The following is a 23,498-nucleotide window of genomic DNA, read 5'->3' on the forward strand; positions in this document are numbered from 1 at the left end:
CACAACATCTGTCCATATACAATAAAACAAAAAGTGAATATAATGGAAGTATGATGAAAACAATAAGGGAATTTTTAGAAGAACAGATTAATGAACAGCTGATACAGGCTGTTGTCAGTGGCCGCAGGACTGGCGAGGGACCTTCCAAGGTGAAGCTTCGTCCTGTGGAGCTGAAGGGTCAGATTTTTTACCAGGCGTCCATGACAGAAGGGACGAAGGTTTATCATAAGAATTTTACCAGGGAAGAGATGATCGCTTATCTGGAGCATGCCATGGAGGAATTTCGTCAGCTTCAGGCAACCGGACGCAGTCAGGATGGAAGTATCCTTATCAGCAAGAAAGGGAAAGCAACCATCAAAACAAAACAACACGGGCCTGCACAGAATGAGAAGATAAAGATCGCTCCTCATAACCGGGTGAAACAGTACATTCTCAGAGAGGGAACGGCAGCTCCGTTTCTGGTGGATCTGGGAGTTATGACAAAGGATGGAAAGATCGTTGCTTCCAGATATGACAAGTTCAGACAGATCAATCGCTTTCTGGAGTTTATCAGGGATATCCTTCCGAAGCTTCCTAAAGACAGAGAGATCACGATCCTGGATTTTGGCTGCGGAAAATCCTATCTTACTTTTGCTATGTATTATTATCTCAGAGAACTGGAGGGTTTTGATGTAAACATCATAGGGCTGGATCTTAAGGAAGATGTGATACGGCATTGCAGTGAATTGGCCAGATCTTATGGTTATGACAAGCTGCATTTTTACCAGGGAGATATTGCAGGGTACGAAGGCGTTTCTTCTGTGGACATGGTGGTGACACTTCATGCCTGCGATACAGCAACAGATTTCGCTCTGGCCAAGGCAGTGGAATGGGGGGCTCAGGTGATCCTGTCTGTTCCATGCTGTCAGCATGAACTGAATCGTCAGATCCGAAACGAAATGCTCCAGCCTGTTATGCGTTATGGGATCCTGAAGGAAAGAATGGCAGCTCTGATCACAGATGGTCTTCGTGCTGAGCTTCTGGAAAGCAAAGGATATGAAACCCAGCTTCTTGAATTTATCGATATGGAACATACACCAAAGAATATTCTGATCCGCGCAGTAAAAACCGGAAAGAAAAAGAGCAGGGACAGTTTTTCGGATACCATGAAGGCTCTTCATGTGGCTCCTACCCTGGATAGGCTTCTTTATCCGGAAGAGTCAGCCTCACAGAAGGGAGAATGACATGATGAAGATCCTACGTAAGGGAGCGATACTGCTGGTGATCTTTGTGGCAGTAGTAGCCGGGACCTCATTTCTGATGAACAGTCAGTCTACAGATAACCGCTCAGATATGAACGATGCCACACTTCCAGAGGTTATGGTAAAGATCGGAAGTACCCAGGCAAATAAGATGTATGGATACAGACAGCAGATGCAGACCGATTTCATGAGAGGAAGTATTACTCCGCTGGATACGACCAAAAAAGTGTCTTTTGAGATCAACCCATATGCTGATACAGTAACAGGGCTTGCTTATGAGGTACGGACTTCAGACGGAAGCAAGGTTATGGAGAACCGTAAGATCAAGAATCTCACGAAAGAGGACAACGGCTGTTTAAGTACAGAGATTGAGATCGGCAGTGACCTTCGCATGAACCAGGAGTATTCCATGCAGATCACGCTGGATACCAGTGAGGGGGAAGTCTACTACTATACAAGAGTGGTTTCCAGAACCCAGTTGAATACAGAAGCGTATCTTCAGTTTGTCAAGGATTTTTCCACAAAGTGTCTGGACAAGGAACAGGCAGATACGCTGACCGGATATCTGGAAGCGGAGGATATTTCCGGCGGAACGAATTACAATAATATTTCCATCAGTTCTGGACTTTCCAATATCAGCTGGGGATCCCTTTCTCCGAAGCTCTACATGGAAGGAGTTCCGCTGATCGATGATATCAATGAAACGACTGCAAGTATCACGCTGGATTATCAGGTTTCCGCACAGGATGATGATGGTAAAACCGAAATTTATGATGTTACGGAATTTTACCGTATGCGTTATACAGAAACAAGGATCATGCTGCTGGATTTTAAACGTTCTGCAACGAAGGTATTTGATCCGTCTCAGAAGGTAGTTTCCGATGCAGGCCTGCTTCTGGGTGTCCGTGACAAGAATGTCACCTATGCTTCAGACAGCAGTGGAAAGATCGTTGCTTTTGAGCAGGATGGGGATCTCTGGTCTTATGCACCGTCCAGCGGAAAGATCACAAGGATCTTCAGCTTCCGCAAAGAGGAAGATAACGATTCCAGATATGTGCGCAACGAACATGATATCAAGATCATCCGAGTGGCAGATAACGGGGATGTGGACTTTGTATTGTACGGTTACATGAACCGTGGTGTTCACGAGGGATACAGCGGTGTCTGTGTTTATCACTACAACAGCGACCGTAATGTGGTGGAAGAAAAAGTATTCATACCAAGTACAGAATCCTACGAGTTCCTGAAGGAAGATCTTGGAACACTCACTTATGTAAACAAAAACAATCAGCTGTTTCTGCTGTTTGCACAGAAGCTGTATCAGGTAGATATTGAGACAGGAACCTCACAGGTTCTGGAAGAAGGAATCAAACAGAACCATTTTGTTGTGTCAGATACCAAGGCACATGCAGCATGGCTGATCGAATCCGGAGATGATGCAGGGAAGATCCGGGAAATTGAATTTGATTCTCTGAAAACAAGAGATATTTCGCCGGAAAGCGGAAAAAATCTGAGAGCTCTGGGATTTATGAATGAAGATCTGGTATATGGGATCCTTTCCGATGAAGATATTCTTACGGATGCCAACGGACATGAAACAGAGGGAATCAGTACATTACGCATTGAAAGCTTTAAAGGAAAGGTGAAAAAAGAGTATCGTCAGGATGGCCTTTATATCACCAACGTAACGGTTGGCAGTACCATGATGGAGTTTGAACTTTCTGCAAAATCGGGGAATGCTTATACAGTCCAGAAAAAGGACAATATCATGAATAACAAAAAAGCATCCGGAAGCCAGATAGATGTAGCATTGATCACTACAAACCGTGCAGGAACGCTGATCCGCCTGACCATGACTCAGAAACCGGAGACAGACAGTCCGCTGCTTGTTTGTTCCAAGATCGAGAGTACTGAAGACTCATCGGTAACATTGGATACTACCGTTCCACAGGGAGAACTTTATTATGTTTATGCATATGGTTCTCTTGACCGTATCTATACCGATCCGGCTGCAGCTGTGAAACGCGCGGATGCGCAGACTGGAGTGGTACTTAACCGTGCGCAGCAGTATGTCTGGGAACGTGGAAACAAAAAAACAAAGCTCCAGATGAATATAGAGGATGTACCGGAAAGTATACGTACAGCCAACTGGAAGAAAAAAGAACTTCAGGATAGCCTTGGTGATATGGGAACGGTGATCGATCTGACCGGCTGCACTCTTGACAATGTTCTTTATGAGGTCAGTGCCCAGAGACCGGTGATCGCCAAGACAGGAGAAAATTCCAGTGTGGTGATCGTAGGCTATGATGAATATAATACCTATCTTTATGATCCGGCAACAGGGCAGATCAGCCCGTATGGAATGAATGACAGTACAGCGCTGTTTGAGAGTGCCGGAAATGTATTTCTCACCTATATAGAAAACGTCATAGAGTGATGCTTACAGAGCAGGCCGGATGAAGGCCATGGGGTTACAGCAGGATGGCAAGACGGGAGTTCCCGTTTGGCATAAATCGGAAAACAGGAAAAAAGTTCCTGTTTTCCGGGAAAAGCGCGACAGGAAAGGGGAAAAATCAATGTTAAGTGAAAGTATTAAAAAACTGGTACAGTATGGGGTGGAGAGTGGTATTACTCCAGAATGCGAAAGAATTTATGCAACCAATCTTCTTCTGGATGCCTTTGGGGAAAGCGAATATACAGAACCGGAGACAGAGTATGCTAAAATCAATCTTGAGGAGACTTTGAACGAACTTCTTGATGAGGCTGTAAAGAGGGGCATCATCGAGGACAGTATTGTGTACAGAGATCTCTTTGATACAAAACTGATGAACTGTCTGATGCCGCGTCCTGCCCAGGTGCAGAGAGAATTCTGGGATGCTTATAAAGAAGATCCGGAAAAAGCCACAGATTATTTTTATAAGCTGAGTCAGGACAGTAACTATATCAGACGTTATCGCGTAAAAAAAGATCAGAAATGGACAGTAGACAGCGAATATGGCAAGATCGATATCACGATCAACCTGTCCAAGCCGGAAAAAGACCCAAAGGCTATCGCAGCTGCCAAGCTGGTAAAATCCAGCAGCTATCCAAAATGTCTGCTTTGTCCGGAAAATGAAGGCTATGCAGGAAGAGTCAATCATCCGGCAAGGGAGAACCACAGGATCATCCCGATTACCATCAATGACAGTCCATGGGGCTTCCAGTACTCTCCATATGTTTACTACAATGAACATTGTATCGTATTTAACAGTCAGCATACTCCGATGAAGATCGAGAGAAATACATTTATCAAGCTGTTTGATTTTGTAAAGCTGTTCCCACATTATTTCCTTGGCTCCAATGCGGATCTTCCAATCGTAGGAGGTTCTATCCTCAGCCACGATCATTTCCAGGGCGGGCATTATACCTTTGCCATGGCGAAGGCAGAGATTGAAAAGCATGTGACGATCCCGGGATACGAAGATGTGGAAGCCGGCATTGTAAAATGGCCTCTTTCCGTACTGCGTATCCGCAGTAAAGACGAGACGAGACTGATCGATCTGGCAACACATGTACTGGCAGGCTGGAGAGGATATACGGATGAGGCTGCATTTATCTTTGCAGAAACAGACGGAGAGCCGCATAACACCATCACACCGATCGCACGTAAAGTGGGAGATACCTTTGAACTGGATCTGACATTACGTAACAATATCACAACAGAGGAGCATCCGCTGGGGGTTTATCATCCGCATGCATGCTATCATCATATCAAGAAAGAGAATATCGGTCTTATCGAAGTTATGGGACTCGCTGTTCTTCCGGCACGTCTGAAAGAAGAGCTGGAGCTTCTTGAAGAATACATTTTAAGCGGCAGGGACATCGCTTCCAATGAGAAAATCGAGAAACATGCTGCATGGGTTGCAGAATTTCTGCCAAAATATGAGAAACTTGATAAAGATAATATCCAGGAAGTCCTTCGCAGGGAAGTGGGCAATGTATTTGTTCATGTACTGGAGGATGCCGGTGTTTATAAATGCACACCAGAGGGCAGGGATGCATTTATGAGATTTATCAATACTCTGTAAAAAAGTACGGAGGCACCCGGGGATGGATATGTATTTCAGGAGGAGTTTGTTTATATGAAAAACAGGGAAAAAACCGGAAAGGCCTTTCGGATAAAATGGCTTTTGCTGGCACTTGTGGCAGCTGCACTGATCTTTGTGCCGGCTGCATCGCATAAGGTGTCGGCGGCGAAGCTTGTTTATACCGTTAAGTTCAATAATAATTCAGGTACCAGCAAAAGTAAGACGTATACCGCACTGACACGGAACGTGACATTAAATACTACGATCAAGCTTCCGGCAGTACCCAAGGCTGTGGGATATCAGAATCTCGGATGGACCACACGGAAGGGGAGCAGTAAGGTGGTATATAAAGCAGGTGCCAGCGTAAAGGTCAGAAAAGATATGACTCTGTATGCGGTCCGCAGAAAGAGTAAGTATTATACCGTAAACTTCTATCTTGGAAATGGAAGCACCAATTCCGCATATAAGAAGCTGCAGAAAAAAGTAGAAGAGGGTACATATTACACATTGCCTGCAGTTCCATCCAGATCGGGATATGTAAATCTTGGCTGGTCAACAGCAAAGAACGGCAAGGCATCTACTGCAAAAAAAGTAGGAACGAAGATTAAAATCTCCGGTAATATCAGATACTATTCTGTACAGATGCAGTCAGTAAAAGTAAATCTCCGCAAGGCAAACGGAACCGTATGGAAGACAGTAACACTTGGAAAGGGCGGTTACCTTAAGCTCCCATCTGTATCCAATGCGACAGGTTATACATTTATGGGCTGGTCTAAGACCAGACGGACCGGTTCTTCCACAGATCCGGATTATGAAGCCGGTGAACTTCTGCGGATCAACAAAAATACCAATCTGTATGCGACGGTATTTAACCGTGCACTGGAGAAGGACATCAGTTCCGATGAGATGGCTCATCCGGCTATCGGTATGATGTACAGTAAGGTCATTTTTGTGGGAGATTCCCGTACTGCAGGAATACAGGCGACACTGAAAAAACAGATGAGCAGTTCTGTAACAAATGGGGTTTCTTTTGTTGCAAACCCAGGAAAGGGCTTGAGCTGGTTCCGGGATACAGGATATGCACAGCTTATAGAAGAGATCGACAAAACAGAAGGTTCCAAACCGATCGCCGTTATCTTTAATCTGGGTGTCAATGACCTGGGAAATGCAGGCAATTATGTCAGCTATATGACCAGTATCGCATCCACATTGAAAAGTAAGAACTGTAAGCTCTTTTACATGTCTGTAAATCCCGTCAACAGTACCATGATCACAAAAACGGGAAGAGGCGCCCGTACAGAAGCACAGGTAAGAGAATTCAACAGCAAGATCCGTTCCGGTCTTTCTCTGTATTACAAATATATTGATATGTACAGCGTACTTATGAAAAAAGGCTACGGGACCAATGCCCGCTATGATGGTGTGGATGATGGCGATGACGGACTTCATTACACAACAAAGACATTCAAGAGGATCTACTATTACTGCATTACTTATCTCAACACAGGAAGTATCAACGCATCTTATTATTAATGGTATAACAGACAGAAAAATCCCGTCTGCCGGAGACATTCCGCCAGGCGGGATTTTTCTGTCCGGCGGCCCGCTATTTTTCTGTCCGACAGGGCAATTACTCCTTGCACGAACCATGAGAATAGTCTATACTTAATTCGATACGGACGTTTGGAGGTCCGCAGGGACGTGTGATCCTGAATATGAGGAATGAGGTATAGATTATGAAACTGACAACAGTGAAAGAGATTTACAGAAACCGTGAACAGTATCTCGACAAAGAGATCACCGTAGGTGGATGGGTACGAAGTGTTCGTGATTCCAAGGCGTTTGGATTCATCGTACTTCATGATGGAAGCTTTTTTGAAACTCTTCAGATCGTATATCACGATAACATGGAGAATTTCGCAGAGGTTTCCAAGCTGAACGTTGGAGCGGCCATCATTGTTAAGGGAACGCTGGTAGCTACCCCTCAGGCGAAGCAGCCATTTGAGATCCAGGCAACAGAGATATCTGTAGAGGGAGCTTCCGCACCGGATTATCCACTTCAGAAGAAGAGACACAGTCTTGAATACTTAAGGACCATGACACATTTAAGACCGAGAACAAATACTTTTCAGGCTGTATTTCGTGTACGTTCTCTCTGTGCATATGCGATCCATAAATTTTTCCAGGAGAGAGGCTTTGTCTATGTGCATACACCGCTGATCACAGGAAGTGACTGTGAAGGTGCAGGAGAGATGTTCCAGGTAACAACACTGGATCCGAAGAATATTCCGCTGACAGAGGATGGAAGTGTTGATTATTCACAGGATTTCTTCGGAAAGGAGACAAACCTTACCGTAAGCGGACAGCTGAACGGAGAGACTTATGCACAGGCATTCCGCAATATCTACACATTCGGACCGACCTTCCGTGCTGAGAATTCCAACACTACCCGTCATGCAGCTGAGTTCTGGATGATCGAGCCTGAGTGTGCGTTTGCAGACCTTCAGGATGCTATGGAGCTTGCAGAGGCTATGCTGAAATACGTGATCCGTTATGTCTTTGAGAATGCACCGGAGGAAATGAACTTCTTCAATTCCTTCATTGACAAGGGGCTTCTTGACAGACTGAACCATGTGCTTAATTCTGAATTTGCGCATGTGACCTATACAGAGGCTGTTGAGATCCTTGAGAAGAACAATGACAAATTTGATTACAAGGTATTCTGGGGATGTGATCTTCAGACAGAGCATGAGCGCTATCTGACAGAGCAGGTCTACAAGAGACCGGTATTTGTTACAGATTATCCGAAGGAGATCAAGGCATTCTACATGAAACTCAACGAGGATGGAAAGACAGTTGCGGCTATGGACTGTCTGGTGCCGGGAATCGGAGAGATCATCGGAGGAAGTCAGAGAGAGGATGACTACGACAAGCTGAAAACACGTATGGATGAGCTGGGTCTGAAACCGGAGGATTACGATTTCTATCTGGATCTTCGTAAATATGGTTCCACACGTCATTCCGGCTTTGGTCTTGGATTTGAGAGATGTGTCATGTACCTTACAGGTATGGGCAACATCCGTGACGTGATCCCATTCCCGAGAACTGTAAAGAACTGCGATCTTTGATCAGAACACTTTTGCACAGCAGGACGTTCTGTGCTCCTGAGATCAGAGAACAGCAGGGAGAAATTGGCAACAGGTATTGATATGTGTGACTGACACACAAGGGAGAACATTATGAGATTTATTCATCTTGCAGACGTGCATCTGGGCGCGGTTCCCGACAGGGGCTGCCCGTGGAGCAAAGAGCGGGAGGAAGAAATCTGGAGCACTTTCCGCCGGGTTATTGCGGGCATCCGCGAAGATCCGGTGGATTTGCTATTTATATCCGGAGATTTGTTCCACCGCCAGCCTCTTATGAGAGAGCTTAAGGAAGTAAATTATCTGTTTTCCACCATCCCGGATACCAGAGTGTATCTGATGGCAGGAAATCATGATTTTATAAGCAGAGATTCTTTTTATAATACGTTTGAGTGGAATTCCAATGTTATATTTTTCAGGAGCAGGGAACTGACCTGCGTTAAAGATCCCAGGCTTGATGTCTATGTATATGGACTGAGTTACTATGACCGGGAAATAAAAGACGGACTTTATGATCAGGCTGTCCCTGTCCAGAAAGAAGGAATCCATATTCTGCTGGCCCATGGCGGCGATGAGAAGCATATTCCTCTCAGTGCAGCAGCTCTGGCGGCATCAGGCTTCGATTATGTGGCGTTAGGGCATATCCACAAGCCGCAGATCCTGATCCGTGACCAGGCGGCCTTTTCCGGGGCTCTGGAGCCCATTGACAGGAATGATACAGGGGAACATGGATATATGGAGGGACGACTGATCAACGGAAGGATCCGTACAGAGTTCGTTCCCTTTGCCTGTCGTTCCTATCAGCAGCTGGTAATGACACTTCACGAGGAAACTACACAGATATCTCTGGAAGAAGCGGTAAAATCCCAGATTTTCCGCAGAGGAGGAAGGAATATCTACAGGATCGTTCTTCAGGGAATGCGTTCGCCGGATCTTCTTCTGATCCCTGAGAAACTGAAAAGTCTCGGAAATGTTACCGATGTTGTGGATGAATCCTGGCCGGCGTATGATCTTGGTGAGCTCTACAAACGCTACAGCGGTACTCTGATCGGTGATTATATCGGCTATTTTCTGGCCAAAAAGGGTATGGATACCGTGGAAAAAAAGGCGCTGTATTATGGGCTTCAGGCATTGCTTGAGACAGGCAGCCGGCGATAAAGGGGCAGCACAGGAGGATAGCATAAGATGGTTATCAGACGTTTAAAAATAAAAAATTTCGGGAAGATCCGGGACAAGGATATGGAGCTTTCGCCTGGGATCAACGTACTTTACGGTGAAAATGAGAGTGGAAAAACTACCACACATACATTTATCCGCTCCATGTTTTACGGCGTTCGCAGACTGCGGGGAAAGGCTGCTCTGAACGATACATATACAAAATATGAACCGTGGAAAAATCCGGCAGAATATGGTGGGATCATGTGGTTCACAAGCAAGGGGAAGAAGTATCGTCTTACCAGGAATTTTTATAAAGAAAAGAAGCTGGGAGAGCTTCTCTGTGAAGATGATGGCAGTCTTGTGGATGCGGAACAGGGAGCTCTTGGGACTATTCTGGGAAATGTAAGTGAGGCAGTTTATGATAATACGGTGTCTGTGGCACAGCTGAAAAGCGTTACAGGAAAAGATCTCGTACGTGAACTGCAGAATTACATGGCCAGTTATCAGGGAACCGGTGACAGTTCCATTGACATGGGACGAGCCATGCAGATGCTGAAAATGTCCAGAAAAGGATATCTGACAGAAGCGGCCCGGCGAAAAAAAGATCTGGAAAAGGAAAAAGAAAAGATTTCCGCAAACATGGAATATATCCGTAGAGAGATCCGTGAACTGGATGAGAAGCGTGACCGGATCATGCAGCAGCAGGACGGGATGAACATAGGGACCAGAGAACGGAGTACAGAGGATCTTCTTGAGCTTCGGATCGATCGTGTAAAAAGAAGGCGGGAGCTGACAGATGCAGTTCTGGCAGTTGTGCTGCTTGGTGGGATTGCCGGTACCGGCTGCCTGGCAGCTTTTTCCGGGCAGGTCATTTTCAGTGTTCTGGCAGGCGTGGCAACTGCGGCGATTTCTGTAGCGGCATTGTTTTTTCGCATACGGCTCAGCAGGGAGCTGAATAAGAGAGAACGTCAGAGAGAGCGCTGGCATTCCAGACATGAAGAGCTGACCTGGAACCGGAACAGTCTGGACAGTGACTACGAAGAGAAGCATACAGCGCTGGAGAACCTGCAGGCAGAGTTGGCGGAATGTGAAGAAAATACAGAAGTGATCACTCCGGAGGAAACAGAGATCCAGGCGCTGAATATGGCCATGGAGACGATTGAGGCACTTTCCGGAAACATTACGGATCAGGTAGGGGTCCGTCTGAAAAAACGTACATCTGAGATATTAAGTGAGATCACCGGTGGCAGATACCAGGAGGTTTTGATGGATGAGGCACTGCATATGTCTGTGAACACAGGGGAGCGTATCGTATCCATTGAGAGACTGAGCCGCGGGACACTGGAGCAGATTTATTTTGCCCTTCGTATGGCAGCAGGAGAGCTTTTCTGCAAAGAGGAACCGTTCCCTGTGATCCTGGATGATGTATTTGGCATGTATGATGAAGAACGTCTTGCAGCGGCTCTCAGGTGGCTGCATAAAGAAAACAGACAGGTGATCATAAGTACCTGCCATAAAAGAGAAATGGAGATCCTGGATAAAGAGAGGATTCCCTATCAGAAGCTTCCTATGTGAGCTTTTGCAGGAAGATTTCAGCATAAAGATCAAAAGCAAAGCAGACAGCAGATGCGGATCATGGATATCCGTCTGTTACAGAAATATAAAGCGGCTGCGCTTTCTGAGAGACTGTTATATCGTTCTCAGAAGGTGCAGCCGCTTTGCGTGCGTTATGATTTATTTATTTCTCATGCTGGCTCATGTAATTTGTTACGCAGCGTTTGATTCTGTCTACCGGATTCAGAAGGTGGCTGACAGAGGTATCATGGTTCAGCGTATCAATGATCAGAGCAATATATTTGCTCATATCGCAGCTGATGTAGTATGGCTTCTCAAGAAGCTCCGGTGACTGATAAACCAGGTTAGTAGTAAGGAGCTTGTCGAAGTAGCCCTTCTTGTAAGCATCGTCAAATTTATCAAGACCATCGGTAAAGAATCCGAAGGTAGAGCAGATGTAAACTCTGCCTGCTCCTTTCTCTTTCAGGAGAGACGCGATCTTAATGATCGTATCACCGGAGGAGATCATATCATCGATCAGGATCATATCCTTGCCCTCGATCTTTGGTCCGAGGAATTCATATGCTGCGATCGGATGACGGCCGTTTACATATCTTGAGTAATCCAGACGTTTATAGTACATACCCATATCAACACCGAGGACATTGGCGAGATAGATCGCACGGTTCATGCTTCCTTCGTCCGGGCTGATCGTCATGAAATGATCCTTGTCGATATGAAGTCCCTTTTCATTATTAAGAAGAGCCTTGATGAACTGGTAGGATGGCTGTACAGTCTCAAAACCATGAAGAGGAGTCGCATTCTGTACACGGGAATCATGTGCATCAAAGGTGATGATATTCTCAACACCCATATCGATCAGCTCATGAAGTGCATTGGCACAGTCAAGAGACTCTCTTCCGACACGTTTGTCCTGGCGACTCTCATAGAGATATGGCATGATCACGTTGACTCTGCGGGCTTTTCCGCCTACAGCGGCGATAACACGCTTCATATCCTGAAAATGATCATCCGGGGACATAAGATTCGTGTAAGGTCCGATTGGATAGGATAAGCTGTAATTTGTCACATCTACCATTACGTAGATATCATCACCGCGGACAGATTCGTTGATGGTGCATTTACCCTCACCGGAGCCGAAACGTGGAGTCTTGGCGTCAATAATGTAAGAATCGCGCTTGTATCCCTCGAATGCAAAGGAGTCCATTCCAGGATACTGTCTTTCGGCACGCCATTTGACCAGCCAGTCATTCACCTTCGCGCCTAATGAGCTGCAGCTCTGAAGGGGAATCAGTCCAAGTCTTCCTACCGGGAGTGTGGAAAAATCTTTTGTATTTACCTGTGCCATTTTAATTTCCTCCTAAAAATATTTTCTGTATACGGATGTCCTTCCCGATCAACGATATCATCTGATAGTTGCTGGCAATTCGGGAAAATGTTCTCTCGGAATAGGTATCCGAGAAATTTTTGAGCGTCAGATTCGTGGAAATGATCGTGGATTTCCTGCGCATGATCCGCTCATTGAGACAGAGAAAAAGCTGTGAAGATACGAAACTGTTGGTAAGCTCCGTTCCCAGGTCATCAATGATCAGAAGATCACAGTCATAGATCAGTTCCTCGTCTGTGCCGGTATCTTTTCGGGAAAAAGAATTCGCAGCCATCATATCAAAAAGATCGTAGGCGGAAAAGTACAGGACACAGTGGGTGGATCTGAGAAGCTCTCGGGCGATGCAGTGTGAAAGAAAGGTTTTTCCCACACCGGTATCACCATATAGAAACAGGTTTTCAAATTTATGGTCGAAGTTCTGCACAAAGCGCTGTGCAGTGTCATAGGCCCGTCTGGCTGTTTCCAGGGCAGACAGTCCCGTGGCTTCGTTTTTTATTGTAGCAGAATAATAGTCAAATGAAAAGCTGTCAAAATTCTCTTTTTCGAGAATTTCATTCAGATTGGACTGTGCATAAAGCAGTTCGATCTCAGCTTTTTTAAAACAGGTGCATTTTCGGCTGCCGATATAGCCGGTATCCTGACAGTCAGGGCAGGTATAAGGCATCTCAAGATAGTCTCCGGGAAAGCCGTTTGCAACAAGAAGGGTGATCCGTTCATCGGAAAGCTCCTGGATGGCTGCCTTCAGATCCGAAGTTCCCTTTTCTTCGCCGTTTAAAAGGCGACGGACTTTGTCAGCACTTAAAGTTGCCACCTCGTCATCGATCTCTTTCAGACGGGGGATCTTTCCGTAGGCTTCGGCTGTGTGCTCCTCCAGAATACGGTGGTTCTGTGCCTGCCGGCGGCTGTATTCTCTCATTATAGTATCATATTGAAAATTCTGTAAAGGCATAAAGCGCTCCTTCCAGGTTCTGTTACTGATTATTTAAAAGACGTTTCTCATATTCCGCAAAATCATAATCACGTTGGTGGAAATTATTGAAGCGGTTGCTATTCTGAGGCTGAGTCTGGGGCTGCTTCTTCCTGGAAACGGATTTCTCAAGCTGGCGTTTTTTGTGTGCGGCATCCAGAAGCCGGATATCCTCCAGCGTATGTACGTTTTTCTTTTTCCAGCCGGAGAGGATCTTATCTGCATATTGGAAACTGGGCTGTCCGGTGGAAAGGACAGTACGGCTGCAGGCTTCCTGGATCAGCTCCAGATCAAAACCGTAGGTCTTGCGCCAGGTATCAATGTAAGTGATCTCGTTATCAACAGGATTGCGGCCGCTGATCCCCATAGCTTTCAGGATCGTGTAATAATCCTTGGAAAAACGGGAGCTGGCATCCCGGGCCATCTCGACGGTGGTGATGCCGTCTTTTGCCCAGGCGAGTGCAACAGTTTCAATATAACGCATACTCTTGCGGCCTCTGGAAACACAGTATTCCACCAGATATTCGATGAGATCCGCAGACATATGGAGCTCATCATAGAAAAAAAGGATCTTCTGCATTTCTGTAGGCGTCAGTGTTTTGGTCAGATACTGCTCTGTGATATAGAGAAGCTGACTGATCTCTTCGTTTTGCTTAAGTTCTCTGATCCGGTCAGGAGTGAGACTGAGAATGTAATCAGCGGAGCTTGGGACTCCCGGATCCGTGTTCCCGGAAACGGAAGCAGAATTGCCGGAACCGGTGAAAGTATCCACGGAAGCGCTGCTCTCTCTATGACCGGTATCCGCAAAGGGTTCCAGCAAAGTGATCCCGGAAAGCTTCTGATCTGCAGTATAGGTTAATGCGATCAGTTTCTCACCTTCCCAGTATTTCAGCGCACGGGAAATATCTCTTTCCGTGCAGAAAAGGCTGTCTGCCATATGCTCCAGGCTGAAAGAAGAAGGAGCGGCAGATACCATCCGGAGAAGGTAGATATATACCTTTACGAACTCCCCGTTGGCACGAGGCATGAAATTGTCAATAAAGCGATTGGAAAGAATCGTTACCTCCAGTTCTGAGGAATTCTGAAGTGAAATCAGGCTCATGATCAGCAGCTCCCTTTCTAAAATACAGCAGATATTTCAGGTGATATCCAAAAGTCCGCCATGCTAAAAAGGATTATAGCACAACCGCTTTTACTTGAGAATAGTCTATTTTCACAGAAGTTGTGCACCAATTTCCATGTGGAAAATGTGGATAGTGTGGAAAACTTTGAGGATAACATTATCAGCAACTAACAAAAACCTTAATTTTGTAAGAAAAATGCGGTATTTGTTGAATTTGGCTGTTGAATTATGTCAAGTAGGTTATACACAAAAAAATCCACATGCCAGGCACGTCTGAAATGTGCATAAGCATGTGGATAATGTGGATAATTATTTTCCGAGAAGGTGTTCTCCAATATTTACAACGTCTCCGGCGCCCATAGTTATCAACAAATCACCATGTGCACAACTTTTTAAGAGGAAGCTCTCGATCTCATCAAAAGTCGGGAAATATTCGCAGGGGGTTCCAAGTTCCTGGATCTGTTTCTGGAGATCCTGGGAAGAAATACCAAGATTGTCTGTTTCACGTGCGGCATAAATATCAGCCAGTACAACATGATCGGCCAGAGTCAGCGCTTTTGCAAATTCCGGAAGAAGAGCTTTGGTACGTGTGTAGGTATGAGGCTGGAATACACACCATACCTTCTGATGCGGATAATTCTTTGCAGCATGAAGGGTTGCCTCGATCTCGGTTGGATGATGCGCGTAATCATCAATGATGGTGATACCGCCGATCTCACCTTTATACTGGAAACGACGGTCTGTACCGGTAAAGCTTCCGAGACCTTTGACGATCACATCATCCGGAAGGTCCAGAAGGCGTCCTACGGCAATGGCGGCCAGTGCATTGGATACGTTGTGGATACCCGGTACACGCAGATAATAGCTGCCGATCTTTTTGCCCCGGAAGAGAACGGAGAAGGAAGGATGTCCGTATTTATCCCAGGTAATGTCTGCTGCGGTGTAATCGGCATCGTGCTCCAGACCATAGGTAAGAACATTGCATGGAAGCTCCCGGGTGATCGTCTCATACTCCGGTGTGTCGGCGTTGATGATCAGAGTACCGTCAGCAGGGAGAAGCTCTGCAAATTTCCGGAAGGAATGGCGGATGTCATCGATGTCCTTGAAGAAATCCAGATGATCGGCATCCATGTTCAGGATCACACTGATCTTAGGGAAGAAGCTTAAAAAGCTGTTGGTGTATTCGCATGCCTCTGTGATAAAGGTCTCAGAATTTCCAACGCGGATGTTTCCGTGGATAGCAGGAAGGATTCCGCCAACACTGATGGTAGGATCACAGTCACCCTCAAGAAGGATATGGGAAACCATGGAAGTAGTAGTGGTTTTTCCGTGGGTTCCGGAAATTGCGATCGGTGTATCGTAGTTCCGCATGATCTGTCCCAGAAGCTCTGCGCGGGTGAGCATTGGAAGCCCTTTTTCTTTCGCACAGGCAAATTCCGGGTTGTCCGGGTGGATCGCTGCTGTATAGACAACCACATCTACATCATCCTTGATGTTGGAAGCGCGCTGTCCGTAATAGATCACAGCGCCACGTTCTTCCAGTGTGCGGGTCAGCGGGCTGGATTTGGCATCGGAACCGGAAATCCGGAAATTTTCTTCCAGAAGGATCTCGGCAAGGCCGCTCATGCTGATGCCTCCGATCCCGATGAAATGAATATGGAGCGGTTTATGAAAGTCTATCTGATACATAATAATCTCCTTATATATATGTTATTTTCGTAGCTCTTTTGTCTGTTTTATTATAACGCCAACAGAAACAATTGAAAAGTGGTTCTTTTGGCTAAAAAAGCGGTTTTTTCCGGAATATAAAAGTAACCAGAAAATAACATCGAAAAATGTTGAAAATTACCAGAGGAATGAAAAAAATGATGAGTCTTACCAATTTATAATATACAATAGCGATAAAAAAAGTAAAATACAGCTAAAATAATTGTAAAAAATGTTCACTAATACAGTAAAGTATGCTATAATGGAATAATCATAACATACAAGAGGTGATCGCATGATTAAGAAAGAGATGATTGCCATGCTCTTGGCCGGTGGGCAAGGCAGCAGGTTAGGAGTTTTGACAGAAAAGGTTGCAAAGCCGGCAGTCGCTTTTGGTGGTAAATATCGTATCATCGATTTTCCACTGAGCAATTGTATTAACTCGGGAATTGACACGGTGGGTGTGCTGACACAGTACCAGCCTCTCCGCCTGAATACACATATCGGTATCGGTATTCCGTGGGATCTTGACCGCAATGAAGGCGGTGTCACAGTCCTTCCTCCGTATGAGAAGAGCACAAGCAGTGAATGGTACACAGGAACTGCCAATGCGATCTATCAGAATCTGGCTTATATGGAGCAGTATAACCCGGATTATGTACTGATCCTTTCCGGTGACCATATCTATAAGATGGATTACGAAGTGATGCTGGATTTCCACAAGGCGAACAAGGCAGATATTACGATCGCGTGTATGCCGGTTCCCATTGAGGAAGCCAGCCGTTTTGGTATTATGGTTACTGATGAGAGCAGCCGTATTACTGAGTTTGAGGAGAAGCCGGAGCATCCAAGCAGCAATCTTGCATCCATGGGTATCTATATTTTCTCATGGCCGGTTCTGAAGGAAGCACTGATCGCCCTGAAGGATCAGAATGGCTGTGACTTCGGTAAACATATCCTTCCGTACTGTAAAGAGAAGGGGCAGCGCCTTTTTGCTTATGAGTACAACGGCTACTGGAAAGATGTAGGAACTCTTGGTTCTTACTGGGAAGCAAATATGGAGCTGATCGATATCATTCCGGAGTTTAATCTTTATGAGGAATTCTGGAGGATCTACACCAAGGGAGATGTGATCCCGCCACAGTATATTTCCGCAGATGCAGTTGTGGACAAGTGTATCATCGGTGAGGGAACAGAAATCTATGGTGAAGTACATAATTCAGTGATCGGTCCGAATGTTATCATCGGCAAGGGCAGTGTGATCCGTGATTCTATTATCATGAAGAATACAGCAGTTGGTGAGAACGTTGTTATGGATAAAGCCATCGTGGCAGAAGATGTTGTCATCGGAAATAATGTTGTGATCGGATGCGGCGAGGAGGTACCGAATGTTCTGAAACCGGCTGTATATTCCTTTGGACTTGTGGCTATCGGCGAAAACAGCGTGATTCCGGACAGTGTCAAAATCGGTAAGAATACCGCTATCGCCGGTGTTACAACAAAAGAAGACTACCCTGACGGAGAACTGGCAGCCGGCCAGGTAATTGCAGCAAAGGACGGTGGGAAAGAATGAGAGCGATAGGTATTATTTTGGCAGGCGGTAATAATAACCGCATGAGAGAATTATCAAACAAAAGAGCAATCGCGGCAATGCCTATTGCAGGAAGTTACCGCGCGATCGACTTTGCCCTCAGCAACATGGCAAATTCACATATCCAGAAGGTTGCTGTGCTGACACAGTATAATGCCCGTTCCCTTAATGAGCATTTAAGTTCATCCAAATGGTGGGATTTCGGAAGAAAACAGGGAGGACTTTATGTCTTTACTCCAACCATTACCAGAGATAACAGCTTATGGTATCAGGGTACTGCAGATGCGATCTATCAAAACCTGAGCTTTTTAAAGAACAGTCATGAACCCTATGCGGTGATCGCTTCCGGCGATGGAATCTACAAGCTGGATTACAATAAAGTCCTGGAGTATCATATCGCAAAGCGAGCAGATGTTACCGTTGTATGTACTACATGCAAGGATCAGAGCCAGGTTGAGAGATTTGGTGTTCTTCGCATGAATGAGGACTGTCGGATCGAGGAATTTGAGGAGAAACCGATCGTTTCCTCCTATAATACGGTATCTACTGGTATCTATGTCATCCGAAGAAGGCAGCTGATCGAACTGATCGAGCGTGCTGCCCAGGAAGGAAGGCATGATTTTGTAAATGATATTCTTATCCGTTACAAAAATCTGAAGAGGATTTACGGATATAAGATCGATAACTACTGGAATAATATCTCTACTGCAGAGGCTTATTATCAGACAAATATGGATTTCCTGAAACCGGAGATCCGGAACTATTTCTTCAAACAGGAGCCGGCGATCAAAACCAAGATCGCGGATGTACCTCCTGCTAAGTACAATCCGGGTGCAACTGTGAAGAACAGTCTGGTGTCCAGCGGATGTATCATCAACGGAACCGTGGAGAATTCTGTTCTGTTCCGTGATGTATTTGTAGGAAATAACTGTGTGATCAAAAACTCTGTGATCCTTAATGACGTATATCTTGGAGATAATACGCATATTGAGAATTGCATTGTTGAGAGCCGGGATACCATCCGGGCGAATTCATATTACTGCGGCGAAGAAGGAGAAGTGAAGATCGTCGTAGAGAAAAACGAACGCTACGTATTATAAATGCGGAAGATCAGTTTTCCGCAGATACGGTTAGCGAAATGAAAGGGGCAAGTAGCAATGAATATTACAGATGTACGTGTGAGGAAGGTAGCAAAAGAAGGGAAAATGAAGGCCGTTGTGTCTGTCACAATAGATGATGAGTTTGTGGTACATGACATCAAGGTGATCGAAGGCGAGAAGGGGCTGTTCATCGCAATGCCAAGCCGTAAGGCAAGCGACGGTGAATATCGTGACATCGCACATCCGATCAATTCAGCAACAAGAGAGCAGATCCAGACGATCATCCTGGACAAGTATCAGGAAGTAATGGCTGAGGAAGCTGAGAATGAGGTTCTTATGGAGGCTGCGGAGTAAGAGAAGCAGTTTCAGGGGGGGGATTACATCAGGGAAGTATTCTCGTAGCTGATGATCTTTGGATTGAAACAGCATAGAATAAAAACTGCCGTTTTACAGATAAATCTGTGAGAGGGCAGTTTTTTTGTGCTCCGGAAAACAAAAAAAACGCTTTTCAGTTCATAAAAAATTAAATTATTACGTATTTGTTACAAAAATAAAATAAAATTATTGCTTTCTATGAAAAATGTGTTATACTAGAACCCATGAAAGGACGAAAGGTGTTTATATGAAGAATAGAAAAGTTTTCACATTACTGCTTACAGGTATGCTGACCCTTTCCATGGGAAGCACCGTATATGCATCAGGTACAGACGCCGCGATTGCAGAGGCACAGGCGGAGAAACAGGCCGCTGAGGAGGGTCTTGCGCAGGTACAGAGCAGCATCGGCACACTGGAGAGCAAGAAGCAGGAGCTGGAGAGCTATCTGGCTGATTTAAACGCACAGTATGAGGATCTTACCAACAGCATTTCTGAGCTTAGTATCCAGGCTGCTGAGAAGGAAGATGAATTAAATAAAGTAAAAAAAGAATTGAAAAAAGCAAAGAAAGCTTCTGCAGATCAGTATGAGTCCATGAAGCTTCGAATCGCATATATGTATGAAAATGCCGGAACTTCCGCACTGGAGACACTGCTTTCTTCCGAAAGCCTTGCAGAATTCCTCAATCGCGCGGAGAATGCGATCCAGATTTCTACATACGACAGAGACATGCTGGATAAATATGTGAGTCTTCAGAAGAATATCCAGGAGAATGAGAAAAAGGTTGAGACGGAGTCCGCAGAGATCGATGATCTGATGACGGAGCGTGCAGCCAAACAGCAGGAAGTGCAGTCCATGGCTTCCAGCACAAGCGATGATATTAACTCTTATGTAAACCAGATCAGCGCCAGCCAGGAAGAGGCTCAGCAGCTGATGGCAGATATCAGTAATGCAGACAGCAGTATTACCGCTCTGGTACAGCAGGCAGAGGCGGAGAAGGCTGCAGAAGAGAAAGCTAAGGCTGAAGCGGCAGCAGAGGCTGAGAGACAGGCAGCAGAAGCGGCAGCCCAGGAAGAAGCCGATCAGGATAACGAGGACAGTGAAGAGGCTGATTCTGACGATGATTACGGCTATGATCCGGAGGAGGATACAACCGAGTCTTCCAGCAGTTCTACAAGTACAGACATTGTTGTAGAGGAGGAAGAGGAAGCGGATGATGTACAGTCCGGAAGTTCCGAAGATGTTTCCGAGGACAGCTCCCAGGAGGAGGTTTCTGAGGAGGTTTCCAATGATGAGACAGCTTCCGAGGAGACGGAAGATGCCTCTGCGGATACGTCCGATTCCGGTTCTTCCAGTCAGGGAACATATCTTGGAAACTTTACACTGACCGCATACTGCAACTGTGCACAGTGCTGCGGTACAGCCGGCAATCTTACCGCCAGCGGAACAGTTCCGACAGCAGGACGTACCGTTGCTATGGCAGGTGTTCCGTTTGGGACCAAGCTTCTGATCAACGGTACTGTTTATACGGTAGAGGATCTGGGAACTCCTTACGGACATGTGGATATCTATTGTGGAAGTCATTCTGAGGCATTAAGCTTCGGACTTCAGTCTGCAGATGTATATCAGGTGGGCTGATCCGGAAAAATCCATAGGAGAATATTTAAGAGAAACACAGCGCTGCAGGATCGTATGCTGATCCCTGCAGCGCTGCTTTTGTATGCATGACGCAGATATGTGTTTCGTGAAGTGTAGTGTGTGGAAATTCACAAATTTCCTGCAATCCGGAGATTTTACAGATACGGCGTACCCGGGATCTCCGGATAGGTTCCCATACCGATGAGAAGCTCAAGGCCTGTCTGACGGCCTTCCAGTACAGCAGCTTTTACAGCACTGGCATCACCGGAGATGGCGATGATCACTTCATTGGAATGACTGGTACCGATATTCGGAGTCATATATTGTGTAATGGATACTGCTGCGGATTTCACGGCATTATCTGCCATCACAAGACCGATAGCAGCCGGAGAACCTGCCATGAAACCAAATGCTTCACCCAGAGGTGTGCCGAAGGCTTTATGGATAGCAGGACCTGCACTTGCGGAAAAAGCAAACTCCAAGTGGCCGGATTCGCTGATGTAGACCTCACCTGCATATTTGTTAGTCAGTTCCAGAGCCAGAGAAATGGCGTGACGCACGTCGGATACATCATTTCCGCCAAGGACGATATAGTTTCCATGACCGCCCCAGCCCTTGGTGTCTCTTGGAAGTTCAATGGAAAGGACTTCTGTATTTGTGGCTTTTACTGCATCGTCAATAGCTGTGATCTGACCGGCAGCGCCTGTTCGGGAACTGAAAAGCCCCAGACAGTGGTATTGGGTACCTACGTTCATCTTTTTAAGCAGAGAATCATCAACTCCGGAGATCACGAGTCCGATTGTGTCAAGGACTGCGGTCCCTACAAATTCAGTCCGTGTGCAGTTGGTGCTGATGTTATGAATATCGTGTATATCCATGTGGAAAAATCCCCCTTTTTGCTGAAAACTCATTGGTTTCAGTATAGCATCAGAGAGGGGAATTTGAAAGTGAAAATTGACAATATCATTTGTAAATGGCAGGTTTACATAGTTGTAAACGGCATTGTAAAATGTAAACTTAAAAAATAAAATTAAGTTGACATTAAAATCCTGCTGTGTTAAATTGTTAACAGCGAAAGAGCGGATATCATTTATAAAGGACAGGAATGATCTTCCGACAGGAAAAGCAGAAAAGGAAAGAGAGGATACAGATTATTATGACAACAGTGGCAGCAGGCAGAAGCAAGACGTATGATCTTGTTTACATTGCAGTTTTTGCAGTAGTGATGGCAGTTTGCTCATGGATTTCCATTCCGGCACAGGTACCGTTTACTCTGCAGACATTCGGAGTATTTATGGCAGTTGGTGTGCTTGGAGGAAAAAGAGGAACTCTGGCAGTTCTGGTTTACGTTCTTCTTGGAACAGTAGGAGTTCCGGTTTTTGCAGGATTTTCCGGAGGCATTGGAGCTCTTCTCGGAAATGCAGGTGGATATATCATTGGATTTATCTTTTCCGCACTTGTTATGTGGGCAATTGAGCACGTTTTTGGCAGAAAGCCGGTTGTTCAGATCATTTCCATGATCGTTGGACTGATCGTATGCTATGCCTTTGGAACCGCATGGTTTATGTTTGCCTACACAAGAAGCACAGGTCCGGTAGGCCTTATGGCAGTTCTTGGCTGGTGTGTGTTCCCGTTTATCATTCCGGATCTTATCAAGATCGCACTGGCTTATGTTTTATCAGGAAAGGTACGTAAATATGCAAGATAAAAGCAGTGCTGCGGCATATGCTTCTGATGAGGGCACAGAGGAAATAGTCATTCCTCTGCGCCCTCATCATGGTATGTGCCTGGCGTATTTTAAGGGGGAAGGCTACAGTAACGGTTTTACTGCACATATGGCCGAGATGCTGAAGATTTTTCTGGAGGGAAAGAAAATAAGGCTTCATGTGGATACGGATGAGATCTGCTCTGCCTGTCCGAATAATCTGGGCGGACATTGTGAAACCGGAGATAAAGTGGCAGAGTATGACAATGCCGTGCTGGAAAAATGTGGACTGAAGGCCGGACAGACATTGCACTTCAGCGAATTTACAAAAAAAGTCCAGGAAAAAATCCTTGCGATGGATAAACGTAAGGAAATCTGTGGAAACTGCCAGTGGAACAGTATCTGCGAAGAACAGAAGAGCCGCTGGGCATAAAAGAAAGCAAAAATATAGAAATATAAAAAAGTATATGATCTGAGAATGCCGGAGGAAATGGCAATGGCTGTTGCATTTCCTGAAATGATGTCTTGGAATATATACTTTTTTTGTTTGAAATATTAGATAATAATATAAATATTTTGAAAACAATTTTTAGTTGAGAAAAAAACAACAATAACCGTGAGGCTTTTTTGCCAGATATGTATAGACAAATAATTTAAGCATTGATAAAATGACGATATGTTAGTTTGGACAAACTAAAGCGTGCTTGACAGAGCACTTCTGCA

General features: G+C 45.4%; 18 protein-coding genes. 13 read left to right on the top strand and 5 right to left on the bottom strand.

Annotated features, from left to right (window positions below; genetic code table 11):
* Positions 1 to 53: 53 nt before the first annotated feature.
* The 7 genes from NQ489_RS03370 (at position 54) to NQ489_RS03400 (ending at position 11,184) form a co-directional block, all read left to right on the top strand.
* Entirely contained in the window at positions 54 to 1,223 is a 1,170-nt protein-coding gene (locus NQ489_RS03370) for a class I SAM-dependent methyltransferase (protein WP_015525637.1), read from the top strand.
* A gap of 1 nt (position 1,224) precedes the next feature.
* A complete protein-coding gene (locus NQ489_RS03375) occupies positions 1,225 to 3,678 on the top strand; it encodes a hypothetical protein (protein ID WP_021652851.1) in 2,454 nt (817 codons plus the stop codon).
* A 139-nt stretch (positions 3,679 to 3,817) separates the two neighbouring features.
* A complete protein-coding gene (gene galT / locus NQ489_RS03380) occupies positions 3,818 to 5,308 on the top strand; it encodes a UDP-glucose--hexose-1-phosphate uridylyltransferase (protein ID WP_044962316.1) in 1,491 nt (496 codons plus the stop codon).
* Between the two features lie 54 nt (positions 5,309 to 5,362).
* Positions 5,363 to 6,841, top strand: coding sequence for an InlB B-repeat-containing protein (locus NQ489_RS03385; RefSeq protein WP_021652853.1), 1,479 nt, complete (start codon positions 5,363 to 5,365; stop codon positions 6,839 to 6,841).
* A 203-nt stretch (positions 6,842 to 7,044) separates the two neighbouring features.
* Entirely contained in the window at positions 7,045 to 8,436 is a 1,392-nt protein-coding gene (gene asnS / locus NQ489_RS03390; protein WP_015525643.1) for an asparagine--tRNA ligase, read from the top strand.
* A gap of 111 nt (positions 8,437 to 8,547) precedes the next feature.
* Complete coding sequence (locus NQ489_RS03395; protein ID WP_015525644.1) at positions 8,548 to 9,609, top strand: metallophosphoesterase family protein; 1,062 nt, start codon at positions 8,548 to 8,550, stop codon at positions 9,607 to 9,609.
* A gap of 27 nt (positions 9,610 to 9,636) precedes the next feature.
* A complete protein-coding gene (locus NQ489_RS03400) occupies positions 9,637 to 11,184 on the top strand; it encodes an ATP-binding protein (protein WP_021652854.1) in 1,548 nt (515 codons plus the stop codon).
* Positions 11,185 to 11,347: 163 nt separating this feature from the next.
* Here the strand turns inward: NQ489_RS03400 and NQ489_RS03405 are convergent, their stop codons facing one another.
* The 4 genes from NQ489_RS03405 to murC form a co-directional block, all read right to left on the bottom strand.
* The gene (locus tag NQ489_RS03405) at positions 11,348 to 12,532 is read right to left on the bottom strand and encodes a ribose-phosphate pyrophosphokinase (protein ID WP_015525646.1); all 1,185 of its coding nucleotides are present in this window, start codon (positions 12,530 to 12,532) and stop codon (positions 11,348 to 11,350) included.
* Position 12,533: 1 nt separating this feature from the next.
* On the bottom strand, positions 12,534 to 13,520 hold the full coding sequence (locus tag NQ489_RS03410; protein WP_015525647.1) for an ATP-binding protein: 987 nt from the start codon (positions 13,518 to 13,520) through the stop codon (positions 12,534 to 12,536).
* A gap of 22 nt (positions 13,521 to 13,542) precedes the next feature.
* On the bottom strand, positions 13,543 to 14,640 hold the full coding sequence (locus NQ489_RS03415) for a DnaD domain protein (protein WP_015525648.1): 1,098 nt from the start codon (positions 14,638 to 14,640) through the stop codon (positions 13,543 to 13,545).
* A gap of 330 nt (positions 14,641 to 14,970) precedes the next feature.
* Positions 14,971 to 16,350 (bottom strand): UDP-N-acetylmuramate--L-alanine ligase, encoded by a 1,380-nt coding sequence (murC, locus tag NQ489_RS03420; protein ID WP_021652856.1) that lies wholly within the window; start codon positions 16,348 to 16,350, stop codon positions 14,971 to 14,973.
* Between the two features lie 313 nt (positions 16,351 to 16,663).
* Here murC and NQ489_RS03425 point away from each other — a divergent pair, with 313 nt between their 5' ends.
* The 4 genes from NQ489_RS03425 (at position 16,664) to NQ489_RS03440 (ending at position 21,070) form a co-directional block, all read left to right on the top strand.
* Positions 16,664 to 17,941, top strand: a complete 1,278-nt coding sequence (locus tag NQ489_RS03425; protein WP_015525650.1) for a glucose-1-phosphate adenylyltransferase — start codon at positions 16,664 to 16,666, stop codon at positions 17,939 to 17,941.
* Positions 17,938 to 19,059 (top strand): glucose-1-phosphate adenylyltransferase subunit GlgD, encoded by a 1,122-nt coding sequence (gene glgD, locus NQ489_RS03430; RefSeq protein ID WP_021652857.1) that lies wholly within the window; start codon positions 17,938 to 17,940, stop codon positions 19,057 to 19,059. Before NQ489_RS03425 ends, glgD begins: the two co-directional genes overlap by 4 nt.
* Before the next feature lie 57 nt (positions 19,060 to 19,116).
* Positions 19,117 to 19,413: a septation regulator SpoVG gene (gene spoVG / locus NQ489_RS03435; RefSeq protein WP_015525652.1), complete on the top strand. Its 297-nt coding sequence runs from the start codon at positions 19,117 to 19,119 to the stop codon at positions 19,411 to 19,413.
* Positions 19,414 to 19,681: 268 nt separating this feature from the next.
* Positions 19,682 to 21,070: a PcsB-like coiled-coil domain-containing protein gene (locus NQ489_RS03440; protein WP_021652858.1), complete on the top strand. Its 1,389-nt coding sequence runs from the start codon at positions 19,682 to 19,684 to the stop codon at positions 21,068 to 21,070.
* A gap of 155 nt (positions 21,071 to 21,225) precedes the next feature.
* Here NQ489_RS03440 and pduB read toward each other — a convergent pair whose 3' ends face one another.
* Positions 21,226 to 21,948: a microcompartment protein PduB gene (pduB, locus tag NQ489_RS03445; protein ID WP_015525654.1), complete on the bottom strand. Its 723-nt coding sequence runs from the start codon at positions 21,946 to 21,948 to the stop codon at positions 21,226 to 21,228.
* A 278-nt stretch (positions 21,949 to 22,226) separates the two neighbouring features.
* Between pduB and NQ489_RS03450 the strand changes: the two genes are divergently transcribed.
* Positions 22,227 to 22,778 carry a biotin transporter BioY gene (locus tag NQ489_RS03450; protein WP_044962322.1) on the top strand — a complete coding sequence of 184 codons (552 nt, stop codon included), beginning with the start codon at positions 22,227 to 22,229 and terminating at the stop codon, positions 22,776 to 22,778.
* Positions 22,768 to 23,208, top strand: coding sequence for a DUF1284 domain-containing protein (locus NQ489_RS03455; protein WP_021652861.1), 441 nt, complete (start codon positions 22,768 to 22,770; stop codon positions 23,206 to 23,208). The genes NQ489_RS03450 and NQ489_RS03455 overlap by 11 nt, the downstream gene beginning before the upstream one ends.
* Positions 23,209 to 23,498 lie beyond the last annotated feature (290 nt).

The sequence above is a fragment of the Blautia sp. KLE_1732_HM_1032 genome, assembly GCF_025147905.1.
GTDB classification, from domain to species: Bacteria; Bacillota; Clostridia; order Lachnospirales; family Lachnospiraceae; genus Blautia_A; species Blautia_A fusiformis.

Excerpts from the sequence above, each read along its gene's own strand:
- NQ489_RS03370 (WP_015525637.1), top strand. The coding sequence starts at position 54 with ATGAAAACAATAAGGGAATTTTTAGAAGAACAGATTAATGAACAGCTG.
- NQ489_RS03375 (WP_021652851.1), top strand. The coding sequence starts at position 1,225 with ATGATGAAGATCCTACGTAAGGGAGCGATACTGCTGGTGATCTTTGTG.
- galT (WP_044962316.1), top strand. The coding sequence starts at position 3,818 with ATGTTAAGTGAAAGTATTAAAAAACTGGTACAGTATGGGGTGGAGAGT.
- NQ489_RS03385 (WP_021652853.1), top strand. The coding sequence starts at position 5,363 with ATGAAAAACAGGGAAAAAACCGGAAAGGCCTTTCGGATAAAATGGCTT.
- asnS (WP_015525643.1), top strand. The coding sequence starts at position 7,045 with ATGAAACTGACAACAGTGAAAGAGATTTACAGAAACCGTGAACAGTAT.
- NQ489_RS03395 (WP_015525644.1), top strand. The coding sequence starts at position 8,548 with ATGAGATTTATTCATCTTGCAGACGTGCATCTGGGCGCGGTTCCCGAC.
- NQ489_RS03400 (WP_021652854.1), top strand. The coding sequence starts at position 9,637 with ATGGTTATCAGACGTTTAAAAATAAAAAATTTCGGGAAGATCCGGGAC.
- NQ489_RS03405 (WP_015525646.1), bottom strand. The coding sequence starts at position 12,532 with ATGGCACAGGTAAATACAAAAGATTTTTCCACACTCCCGGTAGGAAGA.
- NQ489_RS03410 (WP_015525647.1), bottom strand. The coding sequence starts at position 13,520 with ATGCCTTTACAGAATTTTCAATATGATACTATAATGAGAGAATACAGC.
- NQ489_RS03415 (WP_015525648.1), bottom strand. The coding sequence starts at position 14,640 with ATGAGCCTGATTTCACTTCAGAATTCCTCAGAACTGGAGGTAACGATT.
- murC (WP_021652856.1), bottom strand. The coding sequence starts at position 16,350 with ATGTATCAGATAGACTTTCATAAACCGCTCCATATTCATTTCATCGGG.
- NQ489_RS03425 (WP_015525650.1), top strand. The coding sequence starts at position 16,664 with ATGATTAAGAAAGAGATGATTGCCATGCTCTTGGCCGGTGGGCAAGGC.
- glgD (WP_021652857.1), top strand. The coding sequence starts at position 17,938 with ATGAGAGCGATAGGTATTATTTTGGCAGGCGGTAATAATAACCGCATG.
- spoVG (WP_015525652.1), top strand. The coding sequence starts at position 19,117 with ATGAATATTACAGATGTACGTGTGAGGAAGGTAGCAAAAGAAGGGAAA.
- NQ489_RS03440 (WP_021652858.1), top strand. The coding sequence starts at position 19,682 with ATGAAGAATAGAAAAGTTTTCACATTACTGCTTACAGGTATGCTGACC.
- pduB (WP_015525654.1), bottom strand. The coding sequence starts at position 21,948 with ATGGATATACACGATATTCATAACATCAGCACCAACTGCACACGGACT.
- NQ489_RS03450 (WP_044962322.1), top strand. The coding sequence starts at position 22,227 with ATGACAACAGTGGCAGCAGGCAGAAGCAAGACGTATGATCTTGTTTAC.
- NQ489_RS03455 (WP_021652861.1), top strand. The coding sequence starts at position 22,768 with ATGCAAGATAAAAGCAGTGCTGCGGCATATGCTTCTGATGAGGGCACA.